14 protein-coding genes are annotated in these 18696 nt (G+C 30.1%); all 14 read left to right on the forward strand.

What is annotated here, in order from left to right; translation table 11 throughout:
• Positions 1–111: L-rhamnose isomerase (locus tag HCG70_RS17805; RefSeq protein WP_221697795.1), on the forward strand; the 111-nt coding region annotated here is incomplete at its 5' end.
• Positions 112–216: 105 nt separating this feature from the next.
• The gene (gene rhaD / locus HCG70_RS11305; protein WP_042399324.1) at positions 217–1035 is read left to right on the forward strand and encodes a rhamnulose-1-phosphate aldolase; all 819 of its coding nucleotides are present in this window, start codon (positions 217–219) and stop codon (positions 1033–1035) included.
• Between the two features lie 189 nt (positions 1036–1224).
• Positions 1225–2370, forward strand: coding sequence for an iron-containing alcohol dehydrogenase (locus HCG70_RS11310; RefSeq protein WP_221697786.1), 1146 nt, complete (start codon positions 1225–1227; stop codon positions 2368–2370).
• A gap of 378 nt (positions 2371–2748) precedes the next feature.
• On the forward strand, positions 2749–2919 hold the full coding sequence (locus tag HCG70_RS11315) for a Spo0E family sporulation regulatory protein-aspartic acid phosphatase (protein ID WP_172676136.1): 171 nt from the start codon (positions 2749–2751) through the stop codon (positions 2917–2919).
• A 289-nt stretch (positions 2920–3208) separates the two neighbouring features.
• A complete protein-coding gene (locus HCG70_RS11320; protein ID WP_221697787.1) occupies positions 3209–4288 on the forward strand; it encodes a GntR family transcriptional regulator in 1080 nt (359 codons plus the stop codon).
• Positions 4289–4579: 291 nt separating this feature from the next.
• Positions 4580–5305 carry an L-ribulose-5-phosphate 4-epimerase gene (locus HCG70_RS11325; RefSeq protein ID WP_221697788.1) on the forward strand — a complete coding sequence of 242 codons (726 nt, stop codon included), beginning with the start codon at positions 4580–4582 and terminating at the stop codon, positions 5303–5305.
• 76 nt (positions 5306–5381) lie between these two features.
• Entirely contained in the window at positions 5382–7358 is a 1977-nt protein-coding gene (gene tkt / locus HCG70_RS11330; protein ID WP_260457817.1) for a transketolase, read from the forward strand.
• 48 nt (positions 7359–7406) lie between these two features.
• A complete protein-coding gene (locus tag HCG70_RS11335; RefSeq protein WP_042399340.1) occupies positions 7407–9014 on the forward strand; it encodes a xylulokinase in 1608 nt (535 codons plus the stop codon).
• A 105-nt stretch (positions 9015–9119) separates the two neighbouring features.
• Entirely contained in the window at positions 9120–9764 is a 645-nt protein-coding gene (fsa, locus tag HCG70_RS11340) for a fructose-6-phosphate aldolase (RefSeq protein ID WP_055275071.1), read from the forward strand.
• A 33-nt stretch (positions 9765–9797) separates the two neighbouring features.
• On the forward strand, positions 9798–11291 hold the full coding sequence (gene araA / locus HCG70_RS11345) for an L-arabinose isomerase (RefSeq protein ID WP_042399343.1): 1494 nt from the start codon (positions 9798–9800) through the stop codon (positions 11289–11291).
• Positions 11292–11388: 97 nt separating this feature from the next.
• Positions 11389–13665 (forward strand): glycoside hydrolase family 127 protein, encoded by a 2277-nt coding sequence (locus HCG70_RS11350; protein ID WP_042399345.1) that lies wholly within the window; start codon positions 11389–11391, stop codon positions 13663–13665.
• Positions 13666–13707: 42 nt separating this feature from the next.
• Positions 13708–15183, forward strand: a complete 1476-nt coding sequence (locus tag HCG70_RS11355) for an alpha-N-arabinofuranosidase (protein ID WP_042399347.1) — start codon at positions 13708–13710, stop codon at positions 15181–15183.
• Positions 15184–15188: 5 nt separating this feature from the next.
• Positions 15189–15455 carry a DUF6171 family protein gene (locus HCG70_RS11360; protein WP_042399349.1) on the forward strand — a complete coding sequence of 89 codons (267 nt, stop codon included), beginning with the start codon at positions 15189–15191 and terminating at the stop codon, positions 15453–15455.
• A 297-nt stretch (positions 15456–15752) separates the two neighbouring features.
• The gene (locus tag HCG70_RS11365; RefSeq protein ID WP_221697789.1) at positions 15753–18548 is read left to right on the forward strand and encodes a lipocalin-like domain-containing protein; all 2796 of its coding nucleotides are present in this window, start codon (positions 15753–15755) and stop codon (positions 18546–18548) included.
• The last annotated feature ends 148 nt before the right edge of the window (positions 18549–18696 follow it).

Here is an 18696-nt window from a genome sequence, read left to right on the forward strand (position 1 = left end):
ATGGGAGATATATGGAATTACTACTGTGAAAAGAATAATGTACCAGTAGGTGAATCTTGGATAGAAGATGTTAAAAGATATGAAGAAGAAGTGTTATCAAAGAGAAATTAATTATAAGTAATAATAAAAGAAGAATTTATATTAGATATCAAAATAATACCATAATAGAGTTTTGATATCTAATATACAAAATTTATTGAATAAGAGGTAATGAAAATGAGTATGCAAGATATGAAATTTGTACAAAACTTTATGAAAATGACTAATGATGCTTGGCTTAAAGGATGGCATGAAAGAAATGGTGGAAATATTTCTTATAGATTAACTTCTGAAAATGTAGAATCAATTAAGAATATTATTGATGAAAATAGAGATTATTCACCAATAGGGGTTACAGTTAAAAATTTAGCTAATGAATATTTCTTAGTAACTGGAAGTGGAAAGTTTATAAGAAATGTAGCTGTTGATTTAGAGGCTAATGTAGGAATAGTTAAAATTGATGAAAAAGGTGAAAACTATAAAGTTGTTTGGGGATTAGTTAATGGTGCTAAACCGACTAGCGAATTACCATCTCATTTAATGAGTCACTCTGTTAAATTCGAAGCAACTAATGGGAAGCATAGAGTGATAATGCATTCACATGCGACAAATTTAATTGCTTTAACATTTGTATTACCTCTTGATGGAGCTGTATTTACAAGAGAATTATGGGAAATGGCAACCGAATGTCCAGTAGTATTCCCATCAGGAGTAGGAATAGTTCCTTGGATGGTTCCAGGTGGAGCTGAAATTGCTGAAGCAACAAGTGAATTAATGAAGAAGCATGACGTAGTTATTTGGGCACATCATGGAGTGTTCTGTTCAGGTGAGGATTTAGATTTGACATTTGGACTTATGGATACAGTTGAGAAGTCTGCTGAAATACTTGTAAAAGTTCTATCAATGGGCGGAAAGAGACAAACTATAAGCTCAGATAATTTTAGAGATTTAGCAAGAGATTTTAATGTTACTATTTCAGAAGAATATTTAAAGTAATTAATTAAGTTAAGGATTAAAGGGTAAAGCGAAAAGTTGAGGTAAATTGTATTTTTCTTAAGTATTTCTGAAACTAATGTGGTATTAAAAATAGAAATTCAGGTTTTACTCTTTAATTTATATATTAATAAAGAATATACGAAAAATTTATAAGTTATATAGAAAAAATTAGAGTAAGGAGAGGATATTATGGCAATATATTATGTACCATCTATTAATTTAATGGGAGCTGGATGTTTAAATGATTTAGGAGCAACAGTTAATGATTTAGGATTTAAGAAAGCTTTTGTTATTACTGATAATTTCCTAATGAGTAATGGAGTAGCAAATAAAGTATTAAATGTTTTAGAGGGAGCAGGAATAGCTTATGAAGTATACTCAGAAGTAGTTCCAAATCCAACTTGTAAAAATGTTCATGATGGATTAGAAAGATTAAAAGGAACTGATTGTGATTTCTTAGTATCAATTGGTGGAGGATCACCACAAGATACAGCTAAGGCTATAGGAATCTTAGCAACTAATGGTGGACATATTAAAGAATATGAAGGAGTTAATCTTTCTAAAAATAAGTCATTACCAATAGTAGCTGTAAATACTACAGCAGGTACTTCAAGTGAAGTTACTATAAACTATGTTGTAACTGATGAAGAAAGACATGTAAAAATGGTTATGGTAGATAAAAATTCATTAGCTACAGTAACTGTTAATGACCCAGAGCTTATGGTTGAAAAACCAGCATCACTTACAGCAGCAACAGGAATGGATGCTTTAACTCATGCTATCGAAACAATAGTTACACCAGGAGCTTATCCAGTATCTGATGCAACAGCATTAGCAGCAGTTAAAATAATATTTGATTATTTACCAAGAGCTGTTGAAAATGGACATGACATTGAAGCTAGAGAACAAATGGTATATGCAGTATTCCTAGGTGGAATTGCATTTAGTAATGCTGGTTTAGGAAATGTACATGCTATGGCCCATCAATTAGGTGGAATTTATAATCTGCCACATGGTGTTTGCAATGCAATGTTACTTCCATATGTTGAAGAGGAAAATGCAAAGTATGTACCAGAAAAGTTTGTTTCAATTGCAAATGTACTTGGATATGATGTTGAAGGTAAATCAGCTCAAGAATGTGCAGCCTTTGTTGTAGATTCAATGAAGGAATTAGCTAAGAAAGTTGGAATCCCAGCTACTTTAGGTGAACTTGGAGTTAATGATGTAGACTTTGATCTTTTAGCTGAAAATGCAATGAAAGATATTTGTGCTCCAGGAAATCCAGTAGAATTTACTAAGGAACAAATTATTGAATTATATAAGAAAATTGTTTAAGAATTAAGACATCTTCATTAATGTTAAAATGAATTTTTTACCACACTAAAATAAAAATGAACTACTATTACACATGTGATGATAGTAGTTCATTTTTTTTATAAAATGTACGCAATACATATGGAAAGTTATATTAAATAAAAATATAAATAATCTAAATATATTAATTTTATTGCTTATTTTAAAAGTGATGTAATAGTGTGGATTTAGTCATAAAACAATTATTTTACAAAAAGTAAATAAAATAATACGTTAAATATATTTATAATGACGAAATAAGACTAACGGTATATTTAACTATTTAAATTAGAAATAATATAATAATCATATGATAACTCAAAATAATTGATGTTGAAATGTTACCAGTGGAGGAAAACAATGAATATAATTAAAATTTTAATGTATACTTTTAAAGTATTATTAAATGAGTCCATAGAGGCAAATGGAATTGGTAGCTTGGAGACAATAAGCATAAGTCAAAGATTAGACTTATTAGTACTAGAAGAACAAAAGGAAATATATAAGAGATACAAGCTTAGTATGGTTTAATAAAATAACAAAATACTATATTTAGTTAATGATGCTAATTTAATTGGAGCATTATATAATTATTTGGAACTAGAAAAATAATTGTAAAAATGAGTAGTGCCTTTAAGTTTATTTTATATAATGAATAAACTTAAGGGCATTTATTTGTTGCATTTAAATATATGTTTTTTATCTTTTATATACTATTTATAATATTTTCATAAAATTCGTATGGTAAAAAGTATAAAATTAGGTTAAAATTAAATTAAGAAAGAGCGATTGTAAGTACAATATGAGGGGGCAGTGGAAAGTGGAGAAAACAATAAAGTATATAGAAATATTTGAATATTATAGAGATAAAATACTTAATGGAGAAATGGTATATGGAGAAAAACTTCCTACAGAACAAGAAATAGGAGAATTATTTTCAGTAAGTAGACATACAGTAAGACAATCTATATTAGAGCTTGAAAAACAAGGGTACATTTATAGAGAAAGAAGCAAAGGTGCATATGTAGATAAATTAGAAAAAAGTAAAAAGACAAAGAGTAAAATGATAATAGTAATAACAACATATGTATCAGAATATATATTTCCATTCTTAATAAAAGGAATAGAAGAAGTATTAAGCAAAAATGGCTATGACATACTATTATTAAGTACGAATAATGAAAAACAAAAAGAAAGAGAACAGTTAAAAAAATTATTAGAATATGATGTTGTTGGAGCAATAATTGAGCCTACAGCTAGTGCGTTAGGTAATACGAATGAAGATTATTATAAAGAAATATCTAATAATAATATACCATATTTAATGATTAATGCAGCATATGATAAAGATAAACAATCTTATGTAGCAATTGATGATGAAAAAGGTGGATATACTATTTGTAAATATTTAATTGATTTGGGACATAAAAGAATTGCTGGGCTATTTAAGGAAGATGATGTACAAGGTATAGAACGTAAAAAAGGATATTTACGAGCTTTAGAGGAAAATAATATTGAAATAGACTCTACAATAGTTGGTAAGTTTAAGACATTTGAAGAAGATTTTTATATAGATGGCTTTACTAGAAGCTTATTATGCAGAAATGATAGACCAACAGCTATATTCTGTTACAATGATAAAGTTGCTATGAAGGTAGTAAAGGTAGCAGAAGAGTTAGGATTGAAAATACCAGAAGATTTATCAATTGTAGGATATGATAATGATGCAACAGTATCAGCTGTTTTGGATTGTGGAATTACAACAATTTCTCATCCAAAAGAAGAGTTAGGTAAAAAAGCAGCTGAAATGTTATTACGTTTAATCAATGGTGAACAGGAAAAGGTTTCATATATATTTGAACCTGAAATAGTAGTTAAAAATAGTGTAAAAAGAATTTAAAACATGTTAAGAAATGGCGTTTATAAATGACAAATATGTTATTTATAAATGCCATTTTTAGATTTTAAAATAATTAAACAAAAGAAAAATTTAAATATTTTTCCAGTAAAACATTTACAAACAAATAAAAATTTGCTACCATTAAATTGTACGGAACATATGGGGAAATAAACAGAGTTTAATGTTTAAATAACGTACAATTTGAGTGGGATACAACTTCTTAAGGCTGAGTCTAATTTAATATTTGGATTAAACTAGACTGTATATATAAATATTCGGAGGGGAATTGAGATGTTAGAGAATTTAAAAGAAGAGGTTTTTAAGGCAAATTTAGATTTAGTAAAACATGACTTGGTTGTACTTACATGGGGAAATGTTAGTGGCATTGATAGAGAAAGTGGACTTTTGGTAATTAAACCAAGTGGAGTAAGTTATGACGAAATGAAAGCTAGTGATATGGTAGTAGTTGATTTAGATGGAAATGTAGTAGAGGGTGACTTAAGACCATCATCAGACACACCAACTCATATAGAATTATATAAAAAATACCCTAATATCGGAGGAGTAGTACATACTCACTCATCATTTGCAACATCTTGGGCACAAGCTAAAAGAGATATTCCTTCATATGGAACAACTCATGCAGATACATTCTATGGCCCAGTTCCATGTACAAGATCATTAACTAAAGAAGAAATTAAAGATGAATATGAAAAAAATACAGGTTCAGTAATAATTGAAACATTAACTGAAAGAAATATAGATGAATTAAGCGTTCCAGGAATTATCATTGCTAGCCATGGCCCTTTTGCTTGGGGAGAAACAGCAAGCAAAGCGGTATTAAATGCAGTAGTTTTAGAAGAAGTAGCTAAAATGGCAATAAGAACAGAAAATTTAAATAAAGATATTACTTCAATACCGTCTGAACTACAAGACAAGCATTATTTCAGAAAACATGGAGCAAATGCTTATTACGGACAGTCTAAAGTGAAGGTTAAAGAACCTATAACAAAATAAGTAAGTACAATTTAATGTAATTATGGATAAAAGATATTAAGTGGTTTAAAGGTAAATCAAATTTTGGAGGGGAATAATGAGAGAAATAGAGATGCAAAGCATAAACACAATAAGAATGTTATCAGTAGATCAAATAGAGAAAGCTAACTCAGGACATCCAGGGATTTGTATGGGTGCAGCACCAATGGCATATACGTTATTTAATAAACATATAAACATTAATCCAGAGAATAGCAAATGGTTTAATAGAGATAGATTTATATTATCAGCAGGACATGGTTCAGCACTTTTATATTCAATGTTACATTTATGTGGATTTGATGTAACTATAGAGGATTTAAAAGAATTTAGACAGCTAAATTCAAGAACTCCAGGGCATCCGGAAGTTGGACATACTCATGGCGTAGAAGCTACAAGTGGTCCTTTAGGTCAAGGAATTGCACAAGCTGTTGGAATGGCAATGGCAGAAAAACATTTAGCGGCTAAATATAATAAGGACGAATTAAATATAATTGATCATTATACTTATGCAATAGTTGGTGATGGGGACTTAATGGAAGGTGTAGCAAATGAAGCTATATCTTTAGCAGGACATTTAGGATTAGGAAAATTAATAGTTCTATATGATTCAAATGATATTTGTTTAGATGGTAAGCTTTCAACTTCATTTTCAGATAATGTTATCGATAGAGTAAAGGCTATGAATTGGCATACTATTAAGGTTGGAGATGGTGATACAAATGTAGAAGCAATTTCAGCTGCAATAGAAGAAGCTAAAAAGGCAACAGATAAGCCAACATTAATTGAGATAAAGACAACAATTGGATATGGAGCACCTAATAAGGGTGGAACTAATGGAGTTCATGGAGCACCTTTAGGAGCTAATGAATATTTAGAAACTAAGACAAAGTTAAATTGGAATTACGAGCCATTTACTGTTCCAACAGAAGTAAAAGAAAACTTTGTTAATGGTGTTATTGCAAGGGGAAAGAAAAAAGAAGCTCAATGGAATGAGTTAGTTAATAAGTATAGAGAAAAATATCCAGAATTTTATGATAGTTTGATAGCTGCAATTAATGGCGAGTTAAATATTAATTTTGAAGAAGTATTACCTAAATATGAGAAAAATGAATCAATATCCACTCGTAATGCTTCAGGATTTACAATGAATGCGATTGCAAAGGCTTATGATGGTTTATTTGGAGGATCAGCAGATTTAGCACATTCAAATATGACTTACTTAAAAGAACAAGGTGATTTTAGAAAAGAATCTCCAGAAGGTAAGAATATTTGGTTTGGTGTAAGAGAATTTGGAATGTCTTCAGCTGGAAATGGAATAATGCTTCATGGTGGGTTAAGATCATTTGTTTCAACATTCTTTGTATTTAGTGATTACTTAAAACCAGCTATAAGAATGTCAGCAATTGAAAAACAACCATTAATTTATGTATTAACACATGATTCAATTGCAGTTGGAGAAGATGGACCAACCCATGAACCAATTGAACAATTAGCTGGGCTTAGAGCTATACCAAATGTAAATGTAATAAGACCGGCAGATGCACATGAAACAAATGCAGCATGGCAAGTAGCTTTAGAAGATAAAGAAACACCATCAGTATTAGTATTAACAAGACAAAATATAAATGTCAATGCTGAATTTAACTGTGTTGATAATGTTAGAAAAGGTGCATATATAATTTCAGAAGCATCACAAAATCCAGTAGCTCAAATAGTAGCAACAGGATCAGAAGTAGATTTAGGAATAAAAGCTCAAAAAGAATTAGAAAACCAAGGAATATTTGTTGATGTTGTATCAATGCCTTGTTTTAGATTATTTGATATGCAAGATGAAGTATATAAGAATAGTGTATTAAAGACTGGAATTAAGAAGTTAGGTATAGAGATGGCTTCATCTTTTGGATGGAGTAAATATGTTGATGATGTATTATGTATAGATACATTTGGGGCATCAGGTAATGGTAATGAGGTAATGAATTTATTTGGATTTAATAAAGAAACTGTGGTAAATAAGGTAAAAGAATTAATATAAAAGATTAAATATTTTTTATTTCATAAGAAGATGGGAGGATGAGAGGACATGAGTAGGTTAGAAGAAGTAAAAAAGACGATAGAATCTGGAAAAGCCGTTCTAGGAATTGAGCTAGGATCAACTAGAATAAAAGCAGTTTTAGTAGATCAAATGGGAACTGTTATTGAAACTGGTGGATTTGATTGGGAAAATAGCTTAGTTAATGGGATTTGGACATACTCTTTAGAAGAAGTATGGACAGGGATACAAAAGTGTTATAAGGATTTATCAGATAAAGTCAAAGAAAAATATGATATTACTATAAAAAGATTAGCTTCAATGGGTATAAGTGCAATGATGCATGGATATCTTCCTTTTAATAAAGAAGGGAAGCAATTGGTTGAATTTCGTACATGGAGAAATAATATTACGGGACAAGCAGCTGATAAATTAACAGACTTATTCCAATATAACATTCCTCAAAGATGGAGTATAGCACATTTGTATCAAGCAATTTTAAATAATGAGGAGCATGTAAAGAGTATTGATTTCCTTACAACTCTAGCAGGATATGTTCATTGGAAACTTACAGATAAAAAGGTAATGGGAATAGGTGAAGCATCTGGAATGTTTCCAATTGACTTAGATAAGAAAAGTTTTAATCAAGATATGATTTCGAAGTTTGATGTATTGATAGCAAGTAATGAATATAGATGGAAGTTAGGAAATATACTTCCAAAGGTTTTAGTTGCAGGAGAAGATGCTGGTGTATTAACTCAAGAAGGTGCATTACTTTTAGATCCATCAGGAGAATTACAATATGGTGCAAAGCTTTGTCCACCAGAAGGAGATGCAGGAACTGGAATGGTAGCTACCAATAGTGTAGCAAAAAAGACAGGAAATGTATCAGCAGGAACTTCAGCATTTGCAATGGTTGTTCTTGAAAATGAACTATCTAAAGTTCATAAAGAGTTAGATATGGTTACAACTCCAACTGGGGCCTTAGTCGCAATGGCACATTCAAATAATTGTACATCTGATATCAATGCATGGATGGGAATCTTTAATCAATGCTTAGAAGCATTTGGAGTTAATGTTAAAGCAAGTGAATTGTATAAAACATTATTTGAAAAAGCTTTAGATGGTGATGATGATTGTGGAGATTTAATGTCTTATTGTTTTTATTCAGGTGAGCACGGGGTTGGATTAACTGAGGGGTGTCCGATGTTTTTACATCCCGCAAATGCAAAGTTTAGCCTAGCTAATTTTATGAGAGTTCAACTATATACATGCTTTGGAGCTATGAAGCTTGGTATGGACATCTTAACAAAAGAAGAAAATGTAAAGATTGATAAGATACTTGGGCATGGAGGAATTTTTAAGACAAAGGGAGTAGCACAAAGTATTTTATCTGCAGCAATAAATGTACCGGTAGTTGTAATGGAAACAGCAGGAGAAGGTGGTGCATGGGGAATTGCATTGTTAGCATTATATCTTGATAAAAAACAAGAAAATAATTCTTTAGAAGAATTTTTAAATAATACTATTTTTGGAGAAGCAGAAGCTATAACAATAGAACCAAATGAAAATATGGTTATTGGATATGAAAAATTCTTAGAAAATTATAAAAAAGGATTAACTATTGAGCAAGAAGCAGTAGAATATTTGAAAAAATAAATAATAATACTTTGAGTTAATAGGATATGGTTAAAAACTTAATAAAATTAATGTAAATAAAACCGTAAAGTTAAAAATAAATGGTTATGAGAGGGGTATATTATTATGAAAATATTTATTGATACAGCTAATATTGAACAAATTAAAAAGGCTAATGATATGGGGTTAATTGATGGAGTTACAACAAATCCATCATTAGTTTCTAAAGAAAATAAAACAATGGCAGAAGTAATTCCACAAATTTGTGAAATAGTAGATGGACCAATAAGTGCAGAGGTTATGAGTTTAGACACTGAGGGAATGATTAGAGAAGCAAGAGAATTAGTTAAAATAAGCAAAAATATAGTTGTTAAAATTCCTATGACATTAGAAGGATTAAGTGCAGTAAGAGTATTATCTCAAGAAGGAATAAAAACTAATGTTACTTTAGTATTTAGCGTTCATCAAGGTGTTTTAGCAGCAAAAGCTGGAGCAACATATATTAGCCCATTCGTCGGAAGGTTAGATGATATTGGATTAGATGGTATGGATTTGATAAATGATTTAATATTAGCAAAAGAAAACTATGGATTTGAAACAGAAATAATTGCTGCCAGCATAAGAACTAAGGAGCACATACTTCAATGCATATTATCAGGAGTTGATATTGCAACTATTCCATATGCCCAAATTGAAGATATGGCTAAGCATCCATTAACAAGTGCAGGTATAGAAAGATTTATAAGTGATTATAGTAAGGTTCAAAAATAGTGAAAATAATATGGTAAAAGGGGAGAATTAAATATGATTAATACAAGAAAATATAGTTTTTGGTTTGTAACTGGAAGTCAAGACTTATATGGTGAAGATACATTAAAACAAGTTGCTTTAGATTCAAAGGAAATGGTAAATGGATTAAATGATGTTGAAGGAATTAAATATGAAATAATCCATAAGCCAACAGTAAGAAATGCTAAGGAGATATATGATATATGTTTAGCAGCAAATAATGATGAAAGTTGTGCTGGTATTATTACTTGGATGCACACATTTTCACCAGCTAAAATGTGGATAAGAGGTTTATCAATTTTAAATAAGCCACAATTACATTTTCATACTCAATTTAATAGAGATATTCCATGGGATACAATGGATATGGATTTTATGAATTTAAATCAATCAGCTCATGGAGATAGGGAATTTGGATTTATAAACACAAGAATGGGTAATAACAGGAAGGTTGTTGTTGGTTATTGGCAAGAGCCAGAGACACATAAAGAGATTAATAAGTGGATGAGTGTTGCTACTGGATATGTTGAAGGTAGAAATATTAAGATTGCAAGATTTGATGATAACATGAGAGATGTTGCTGTTACTGAAGGTGATAAGGTTGAAGTGGCAATAAAGTTAGGTTGGACTTGTGATGCATTTGGAATTGGTGATTTAGTTGAAGTAATCAACGAAGTTACTGATGAAGAAGTTGAAAACTTAATGAAGGTATATGAAGAAAAATATGAAATTTGTGAAGCAGGAAAGACTGAAGGTTCAGTAAGAAATTCAATTAAATATCAAGCAAAAGTAGAAATTGCATTAAGAAGATTCTTAGAAAAGGGGGGCTATACAGCATTCACAACTAACTTCCAAGTGCTTCATGGTATGGAACAATTACCAGGACTTGCAGTTCAAAGACTTATGGAAGATGGATATGGATTTGGAGGAGAAGGTGATTGGAAAACAGCAGGATTAGTTAGATTAATGAAAATTATGACTAATAATACTAGAACTTCATTTATGGAAGATTACACTTATAACTTTGATCCAGAAAATGAATTAATTTTAGGAGCTCATATGCTTGAAGTTTGTCCTACAGTTTCAGCTAATAAACCTTTAATAGAAGTTAAGCATTTAGGAATAGGTGATAAGGCTGCTCCAGCTAGATTAATATTTAACGGACAAGCAGGACAAGCAGTTTGTGCATCATTAATTGACTTAGGTGGAAGAATGCGTTTAGTAATTAATGAAGTAGAAGCAAAAGAAGTTGAAAAAGATTTACCAGAACTTCCAGTGGCAAGAGTATTATGGAGGCCAGAGCCATCATTGAAAGTTGGAGCTAAAGCATGGATTTTAGCTGGTGGTGCTCATCATACATCTTTTACTTATGAATTAGATTCAGAGCAATTAACAACATTAGCAGATATGTATGGAATTGAATCAGTAGTTATAGGAAAAGACACAAATATTAGGGATTTTGAAAAAGAATTAAAATTAAATAGCTTATATTGGATGTTAAATAAATAAAAGAAAAGGTTAAAGAAAAGTTAATAGGGTATAACTGGAAAATTAGATTTTCTAGTTATACTTTAAGGTTATATTAGTAAAGCATGAGGAAGTTTTTATGGAAAATGTAATCTTGTTAGGTGGAATATTTAAAGAATCTCAAGAAATAGGTAAAAAGTATTTATTACATTTAGATGTAGATAGGTTATTAGCCCCATGTTATGAAGCAATAAATCAAATTCCTAAAAAACCACGATATGGCGGGTGGGAAGAAAAAGAGATAAGTGGACATTCATTAGGGCATTTTCTTTCAGCATTATGTGCTATGTATATAGCAGATAATGATATAAGGCTAAAGGAAAAAGCAGACTATATAGTATCAGAATTGGCATATCTTCAAGATTTAGATGAAGAGGGATATGTGAGTGGTTTTCCAAGAAAATGCTTTGATAAAGTTTTTAGCGGAAATTTTAACGTTACAAGATTTGAATTAGGGGATAGTTGGGTTCCATGGTACAGCATTCATAAAATATATGCAGGACTTATTGATGCATATGAACTTATTGGAAATGAACAAGCTTTAAAAGTTGTTACTAAATTAGCTGATTGGGCTAAAAAAGGGACTGATAATTTAAATGAAGATCAATTTGAAAAAATGCTTTATTGTGAACATGGTGGAATGTGTGAAGCCATGGCAAATCTCTATAAGATAACAAAAAATCAGGATTATTTAAATTTATCAATTAGATTTATTCATAAAGAAACAATTAATCCATTAATTGATTTAAAGGATGAGTTAGAAGGAAAACATGCTAATACACAAATTCCTAAGGTTATTGGTGTAGCTACACTTTATGAAATAACAGGTAAAGAAGAATATAAAAGAGCTTGTGAATTCTTTTGGAATATAGTTACTAAAGGTAGATCATATGCAATCGGTGGAAATAGTAGAGATGAGCATTTTGGTAAATGTGGGACAGAAAAGTTAGATGTTACTACTGCTGAAACTTGTAATACATATAATATGTTAAAGCTTACAGAACATTTATATGAATGGCATCATAAAGCAGAGTATATGGATTATTATGAAAAGTCACTATACAATCATATATTAGCTTCACAAGATCCTGATAGTGGAATGAAAACTTATTTTGTTTCAACTAAACCAGGGCATTTTAAAGTGTATTGTACACCAGATAATTCATTTTGGTGCTGCACAGGAACTGGTATGGAAAATCCAGCAAGGTATATAAGAAATATATATTTTAAGGATAATGATAGTTTGTTTGTAAATCTTTTTATATCATCAAAAATTAATATAGAAGATAAAAAAATTAAGATATCACAAATAACGAATTTCCCAGAAGAGGAAAATATAAAGCTTGTGATAGAAGAAGCTGATAATGAGTTCATGAGCATAAGAATAAGAATACCTTATTGGGTTTCAGAAAATGTACAAGTTACTATTAATAATGAAACGGTATATATAAAAAATGAGGATAGTTATATAACAATATCTAGAACATGGAATAAAGGTGATATAGTAAATATTAATTTACCTATGAATATACATTTATATAATTCAAAAGAAAATAAAAATGAAATTGTATTTATGTATGGGCCTTTAGTTTTAGCAGGAGCTTTAGGAAAAGAAAATTTCCCAGAGACAGATATTTTAGAGGATCACTTAAAGTTAAATCATCATCCAGGAATAAACGTACCCAAGTTAGTTGGTGATATTGATGAAATATCAAGTTGCATAACAAAAATTAATGAAAAAGAATTAATTTTTGAGAGTAAAGCAATAGGGCAGCCTGAAAATGTAAAGGTTAAACTAATTCCATTTTATAAAGTCACTCATGAAAGATATACTATTTATTGGAGTGTAATGAGTGAGAAAGAGTATAAAAATATAGAAAATAACACTAATAATTATCAAGATAAAATAGAGAAAATTACTATAGATCAAGTAAATCCAAATAATCAGCAATCAGAAATAGAGCATAAAATTAAAGCTTTAAATTCAAAATCAGACTATTCTAAAGAGTGTGGGCAAGGCTGGAGAGAGTGCAGGGATAATGGATATTTTAGTTATGAAGTACAGTTGAAAAATAATAAAAAGGTATATTTATTGTTAACCTACTGGGGTAGTGATAGAGAAATATTTGAAGATGGAAAAATGTATAGTAGAAAATTTAAAATTTATGCTGAAGATTTGATGATAGCACAAGAGAAATTAGATGAAAATAAACCATTTGTACTATTTAATAAAATTTATGGCATTCCTGAAGAAGTAACAAATGGAAAATCATATATTAGGATAAAGTTTGAAAGTGAAGAAGGGTCTATAGCAGGAAGAGTATTTGGCTTAAAAATAATTAGTGAAGAAATATAAAAATACAATAATAAATATATTAAATAAAAGGAGCTGGGAATTATGAGCAAATTAATAATTAATCCACACAATAAAAAATCAAAAATAAGTAAAGAAATATATGGTCATTTTTCTGAACATTTAGGTAGGTGTATTTATGAAGGAATATATGTAGGAGAAAACTCTCCAATACCAAATGTAAATGGAATGAGAAAAGATGTTGTTGATGCATTAAAAGAAATTAAAATTCCAGTATTACGTTGGCCAGGCGGATGTTTTGCTGACGAATATCATTGGATGGATGGGATTGGTCCAAAGGAAAATCGTAAAAAGATGGTTAATACACACTGGGGTGGTGTTGTAGAAGACAATAGCTTTGGGACACATGAATTTATGGAGTTGTGTAGACAACTTGAATGTGAACCTTATATAAATGGAAATGTTGGTAGTGGTACAGTTCAAGAAATGTCTGAATGGGTTGAATACTTAACTTTTGATGGTATTTCACCTATGGCAGAATTAAGAAAGCAAAATGGACATGCAGAACCTTGGAAAGTTAAATACTTTGGTGTAGGGAATGAAAATTGGGGTTGTGGTGGAAATATGACACCAGAATTCTATGGAAACATGTATAGAAGATATCAAACATACTGCAGAAATTATGGAGATAATAAACTTTATAAAATTGCTTGTGGTCCAAATGTAGATGATTATAATTGGACAGATGGAGTAATGAAGGTTGCTGCAAACTTTATGGATGCATTAACATTACATTATTACACTCATCCAGGTGGATGGTTAAATAAAGGAGCAGCAACAGGATTTGATAAAGAAACTTGGTATATCAGTATGAATAAAACTTTAAAAATGGAAGAATTAATTAATAGGCATTTAGAAATAATGAATAAATATGATCCTGAAAAGAGAGTTGATTTAATAGTAGATGAATGGGGAGGCTGGTATGACGTTGAACCAGGGACTAATCCAGGATTCTTATATCAACAAAATACTATGAGAGATGCCCTTATTGCTGGTATTAATTTAAATATATTCAATAAGCATAGTGATAGAGTTAAGATGGCAAATTTAGCACAAGTAGTAAATGTTCTTCAAGCAGTTATATTAACAGAAGGAGAAAAGATGGTGTTAACTCCAACTTATCATGTATTTAATATGTATAAAAACCATCAAGAAGCAACTTTAGTTGAAAGTTATTTAGAAACTAAAATGATTGGGTTAGATGAAGAAAATCAAGTACCAAATTTACATGAATCAGTTTCAGTTGATGGTGAAGGAAAAATTAATATAACAATAAATAATCTATCAATTGATGAAGCATATGATGTTGAAAGTATAATCGTAGGTAGGCCTGTCAAAACTGTAAAAGCAACTGTTTTAACTAATGAAATGAATGCATTTAATACATTTGATAATCCAGATGTAGTTAAACCAGAAAAATTTAAGGATTTTACTATTACAGAAAATGGATTAAACTTTAGGATTCCAGCTTGTAGTGTTATTAGTTTTGTTGTTGAGTAATTATTATGGAAAATAGATTTTGTAAAAAGTGCTTAATGAATGAAGTAATGGGACAGGCTGAATATAAGCATATGCAAGATTACATCAGTAATATAGATAGTTTTATTAAAACAGAAGAAAAAGATTATAAGGAACGATTAGGTATTTGTATGGATTGTGATAATCTCATTAATGGAATGTGTAAGCTTTGTGGCTGTTATGTAGAAATGAGGGCAGCTGTAAAGAAAAATTATTGTCCTAATATAGAGAGAAAATGGGATAAAATTTCATGAATCTAGATAATTCAATAATTTAATATAAGGTATAGTACCTATAAAAAGGCATATATCAAATTAACATAAGATTATAGGAATATAGTAAATCAATATTATTTAAGGTTTAAGCAAAGAAAAATTTATTGTTAAATATATAATTTTTAAAATTAAGCTAAATGATAATTTAAAGTTAGATATTCCTATATGAAAATATGTTGGTTGATGTATGCCTATAATTATGTTTATTAAGAAAGGGCGATATTAAAAAATAATTTAAAAGATAAAAAAATGAGGGTATGAGGGGAGAAAATTTAAATGAAATCAAGAAAAGTTAAAAGGTTAATGGCTATAATATTAGCTGGAATATTAATTTCAACGTTAGGATTTACTAGTGTCACTTCTGGGGAAGAAAAGCTATTAGAAAAGAGTCGTGTTTCTGTGCATGACCCATCTATCGTAAAAGAAGATGATACTTATTATGTGTTTGGATCACATATAGAAGCAGCTAAATCTACGGATTTACAAAATTGGACTACTTTTACTAATGGGTATACAACACCTGGGAATGTTATTTTTGGAGATTTATCAGATAACTTAGAAGAATCATTTGAATGGGCTGGTGAAGATGATTCTGATTGTAAAGGAGGATATGCTGTTTGGGCACCAACAGTATTTTGGAATGAGTCTTATGTAAACGATGACGGAAGTATGGGTGCTTATATGATGTATTATTGTACATCATCAACTTATAAGAGATCTGCTATAGGATATGCTATTTCACAAGAGATTGAGGGACCTTACACATATGTAGATACCATAATTTATTCTGGATTTACAAAAAATGATGCTTATGATTCAAATAGTAATAAAAATACAATTTATACTAATACACATATTGATGAATTAATTGAAGATGGAACTATAAGTGGAGTAAATGATTCTTGGTTTGCAGCTGATGGATCATATAATACAACATATGCACCAAATGCAATAGATCCAGAATTATTTTATGATACAGAAGGAAAGTTATGGATGACTTATGGTTCATGGTCAGGTGGAGTTTATATATTAGAAATAGATAATACTACTGGACAACCTATTTATCCAGGAGAAGACTCAGATACTGATACTATTAATCCTACAGATAGATATTTTGGTAAGAGAATAGCTGTTGGATATACTCAATCAGGGGAAGGGGCAGATGTAGTATATGATTCAGAAACAGGATATTATTACATGACAATAACTTATGGAAGTTTAACTTCTGATGGTGGTTATAATATGAGATTGTTTAGATCAGAAAGTCCAACAGGACCATATTTAGATGCAAAGGGAAACAATGCAGCATTATCAGGAAATGTTACTAATACAGCTAATGGAATTAAATTAATATCTAATTATAAATTTGCTTGCCAAGATAAAGCTTTAAAAGCTGCTGGACATAATTCAGTTCTTATTGATGATGATGGAGAAAGATATTTAATTCATCACCAAAGATTTGATGATGGTACAGAATATCATGAAGTAAGAGTTCATCAAATGTTTGTTAATAAGGAAGGATGGCTTCTTGTAGCACCTTATGAAAATAGTGGAGATAAGATTTCAGAAACTGGATATTCAAAGGATCAAGTTGTTGGAAATTATCAATTTATAAATCATGGAACAGCAACAACTGGAAAAGTAGCTGACACTTTAAATGTGAGCTTAAATGAAGATAACACAGTAAGTGGAGATATAGATGGTACTTGGACAATGGAAGAAGGTTCTTACTATATGACAATTACTACTAATGATGTTACTTATAGCGGTGTATTCTTTAAACAACAAGATGAATCATTAGAAGATAATAAAGTGATGACATTTACTGCTGTTGGAAGCAATAATGAATCTGTCTGGGGAAGTAAACTTGATTTAGATGCTAGTGAGGCTGTCGATTATGCAAGTAAGGACTTAGAAAATAAAATACCAACTGTAACTAAAACAAATATAGAATTACCTTTAGTAGGAGCATATGATACAACAATTACTTGGGCATCAAATAATGAAGAGAGCATTTCTAATGATGGTAAAGTAAATCGTACAGGAGAAGATGTAACTGTTACTTTAACGGCTACAATAACTAAGGAAAGTGAATCAATAGTTAAAGAGTTTAATATAACAGTTAAAGGTGTATTACAAGAAGTTGGAGCAGAACCAATATATAAATATGACTTTGAAACTATAGAGGAAGAAGCAATTGCTAATTCAGGAAGTAAGAGTGGTAATGCAATTTTAGTTGGTACTACATCAGTTGTTGAAGATACAGATAGAGGAAATGTATTAGAAATAAAAAATGAAGATGGAGCAGTAAAAAATAATTATTTAGCTTTACCTACAGACACATTTGATGGAATTACTAAAGAAGGATATACAGTAAGTATGTGGGTTAATATAGATAAAAATGATCCAAATTATTTTGAACACAGTGCATTATTTGAAGCAAGCATGACTAAAGAAGATGGTACGCCAGATTACCCAATTACAAGAATCAGTGCTAATCTTTATGGTAGAATAAATGCTAATGGAGCATATTCAGATGCCACAGAAGTTTCTAAATCATTGGAAGGAAACAAATGGGAGTATGTTACTTATACAGTAAAGTCTGATGGAATAGTAGTTTATGTTGATGGAAACGAGGTTGCAAGACAAGATAAGGATATTTCAGCATGTTTCAATGATAACTTCTTAGCATTGATGACTGATGTTAGAATTGGTAGTGGTAATATATGGTCTGATAGGGATATAGCTAATGCAAAGTTCGATAATGTTTCTATCTATAATGTTGCATTAACTGATAAGCAAGTTGAGGCTCTTTATAATGAAGAAACGAAAGTTGAAGAAGAACCAGAAAATCCTGAAGGACCAACTGATGAAGATGATAACAATCAGGATGAAGATAACAATCAAGATGAGGACAATCAAGATCCATCAAAGGATGATGATGGAAATGACTCAGGAAAGAAGCCATCAAAATTACCTCAAACAGGTGATGTAGGTATAGCACTTGCATTAATATTAGGAGGAACGAGTGCAGTAGTTGGTGGACTTAGATTAAGAAAGAAAAGTAAATAAGTTATATATGAGGTTAGATTAAAAAAATTAGCGAAAATATTAATTTTTTAAATTAAAGCTAGATGCAAGACAATTAACTTGGAAATAAATAAAAAATAAATAAAAAATAAATGGATTACTGTAAGTAATAATATAAATTCCTAATGAA

The organism is Clostridium sp. K04, assembly GCF_019734375.1.
Taxonomy (GTDB): domain Bacteria; phylum Bacillota; class Clostridia; order Clostridiales; family Clostridiaceae; genus Clostridium; species Clostridium saudiense.

Bases quoted from the DNA above. Each gene is read 5' to 3' on its own strand.
- HCG70_RS11325 (WP_221697788.1), top strand. From the start codon at position 4,580: ATGTTAGAGAATTTAAAAGAAGAGGTTTTTAAGGCAAATTTAGATTTA.
- fsa (WP_055275071.1), top strand. From the start codon at position 9,120: ATGAAAATATTTATTGATACAGCTAATATTGAACAAATTAAAAAGGCT.
- HCG70_RS11315 (WP_172676136.1), top strand. From the start codon at position 2,749: ATGAATATAATTAAAATTTTAATGTATACTTTTAAAGTATTATTAAAT.
- tkt (WP_260457817.1), top strand. From the start codon at position 5,382: ATGAGAGAAATAGAGATGCAAAGCATAAACACAATAAGAATGTTATCA.
- rhaD (WP_042399324.1), top strand. From the start codon at position 217: ATGAGTATGCAAGATATGAAATTTGTACAAAACTTTATGAAAATGACT.
- HCG70_RS11365 (WP_221697789.1), top strand. From the start codon at position 15,753: ATGAAATCAAGAAAAGTTAAAAGGTTAATGGCTATAATATTAGCTGGA.
- HCG70_RS11360 (WP_042399349.1), top strand. From the start codon at position 15,189: ATGGAAAATAGATTTTGTAAAAAGTGCTTAATGAATGAAGTAATGGGA.
- HCG70_RS11310 (WP_221697786.1), top strand. From the start codon at position 1,225: ATGGCAATATATTATGTACCATCTATTAATTTAATGGGAGCTGGATGT.
- araA (WP_042399343.1), top strand. From the start codon at position 9,798: ATGATTAATACAAGAAAATATAGTTTTTGGTTTGTAACTGGAAGTCAA.
- HCG70_RS11355 (WP_042399347.1), top strand. From the start codon at position 13,708: ATGAGCAAATTAATAATTAATCCACACAATAAAAAATCAAAAATAAGT.
- HCG70_RS11350 (WP_042399345.1), top strand. From the start codon at position 11,389: ATGGAAAATGTAATCTTGTTAGGTGGAATATTTAAAGAATCTCAAGAA.
- HCG70_RS11335 (WP_042399340.1), top strand. From the start codon at position 7,407: ATGAGTAGGTTAGAAGAAGTAAAAAAGACGATAGAATCTGGAAAAGCC.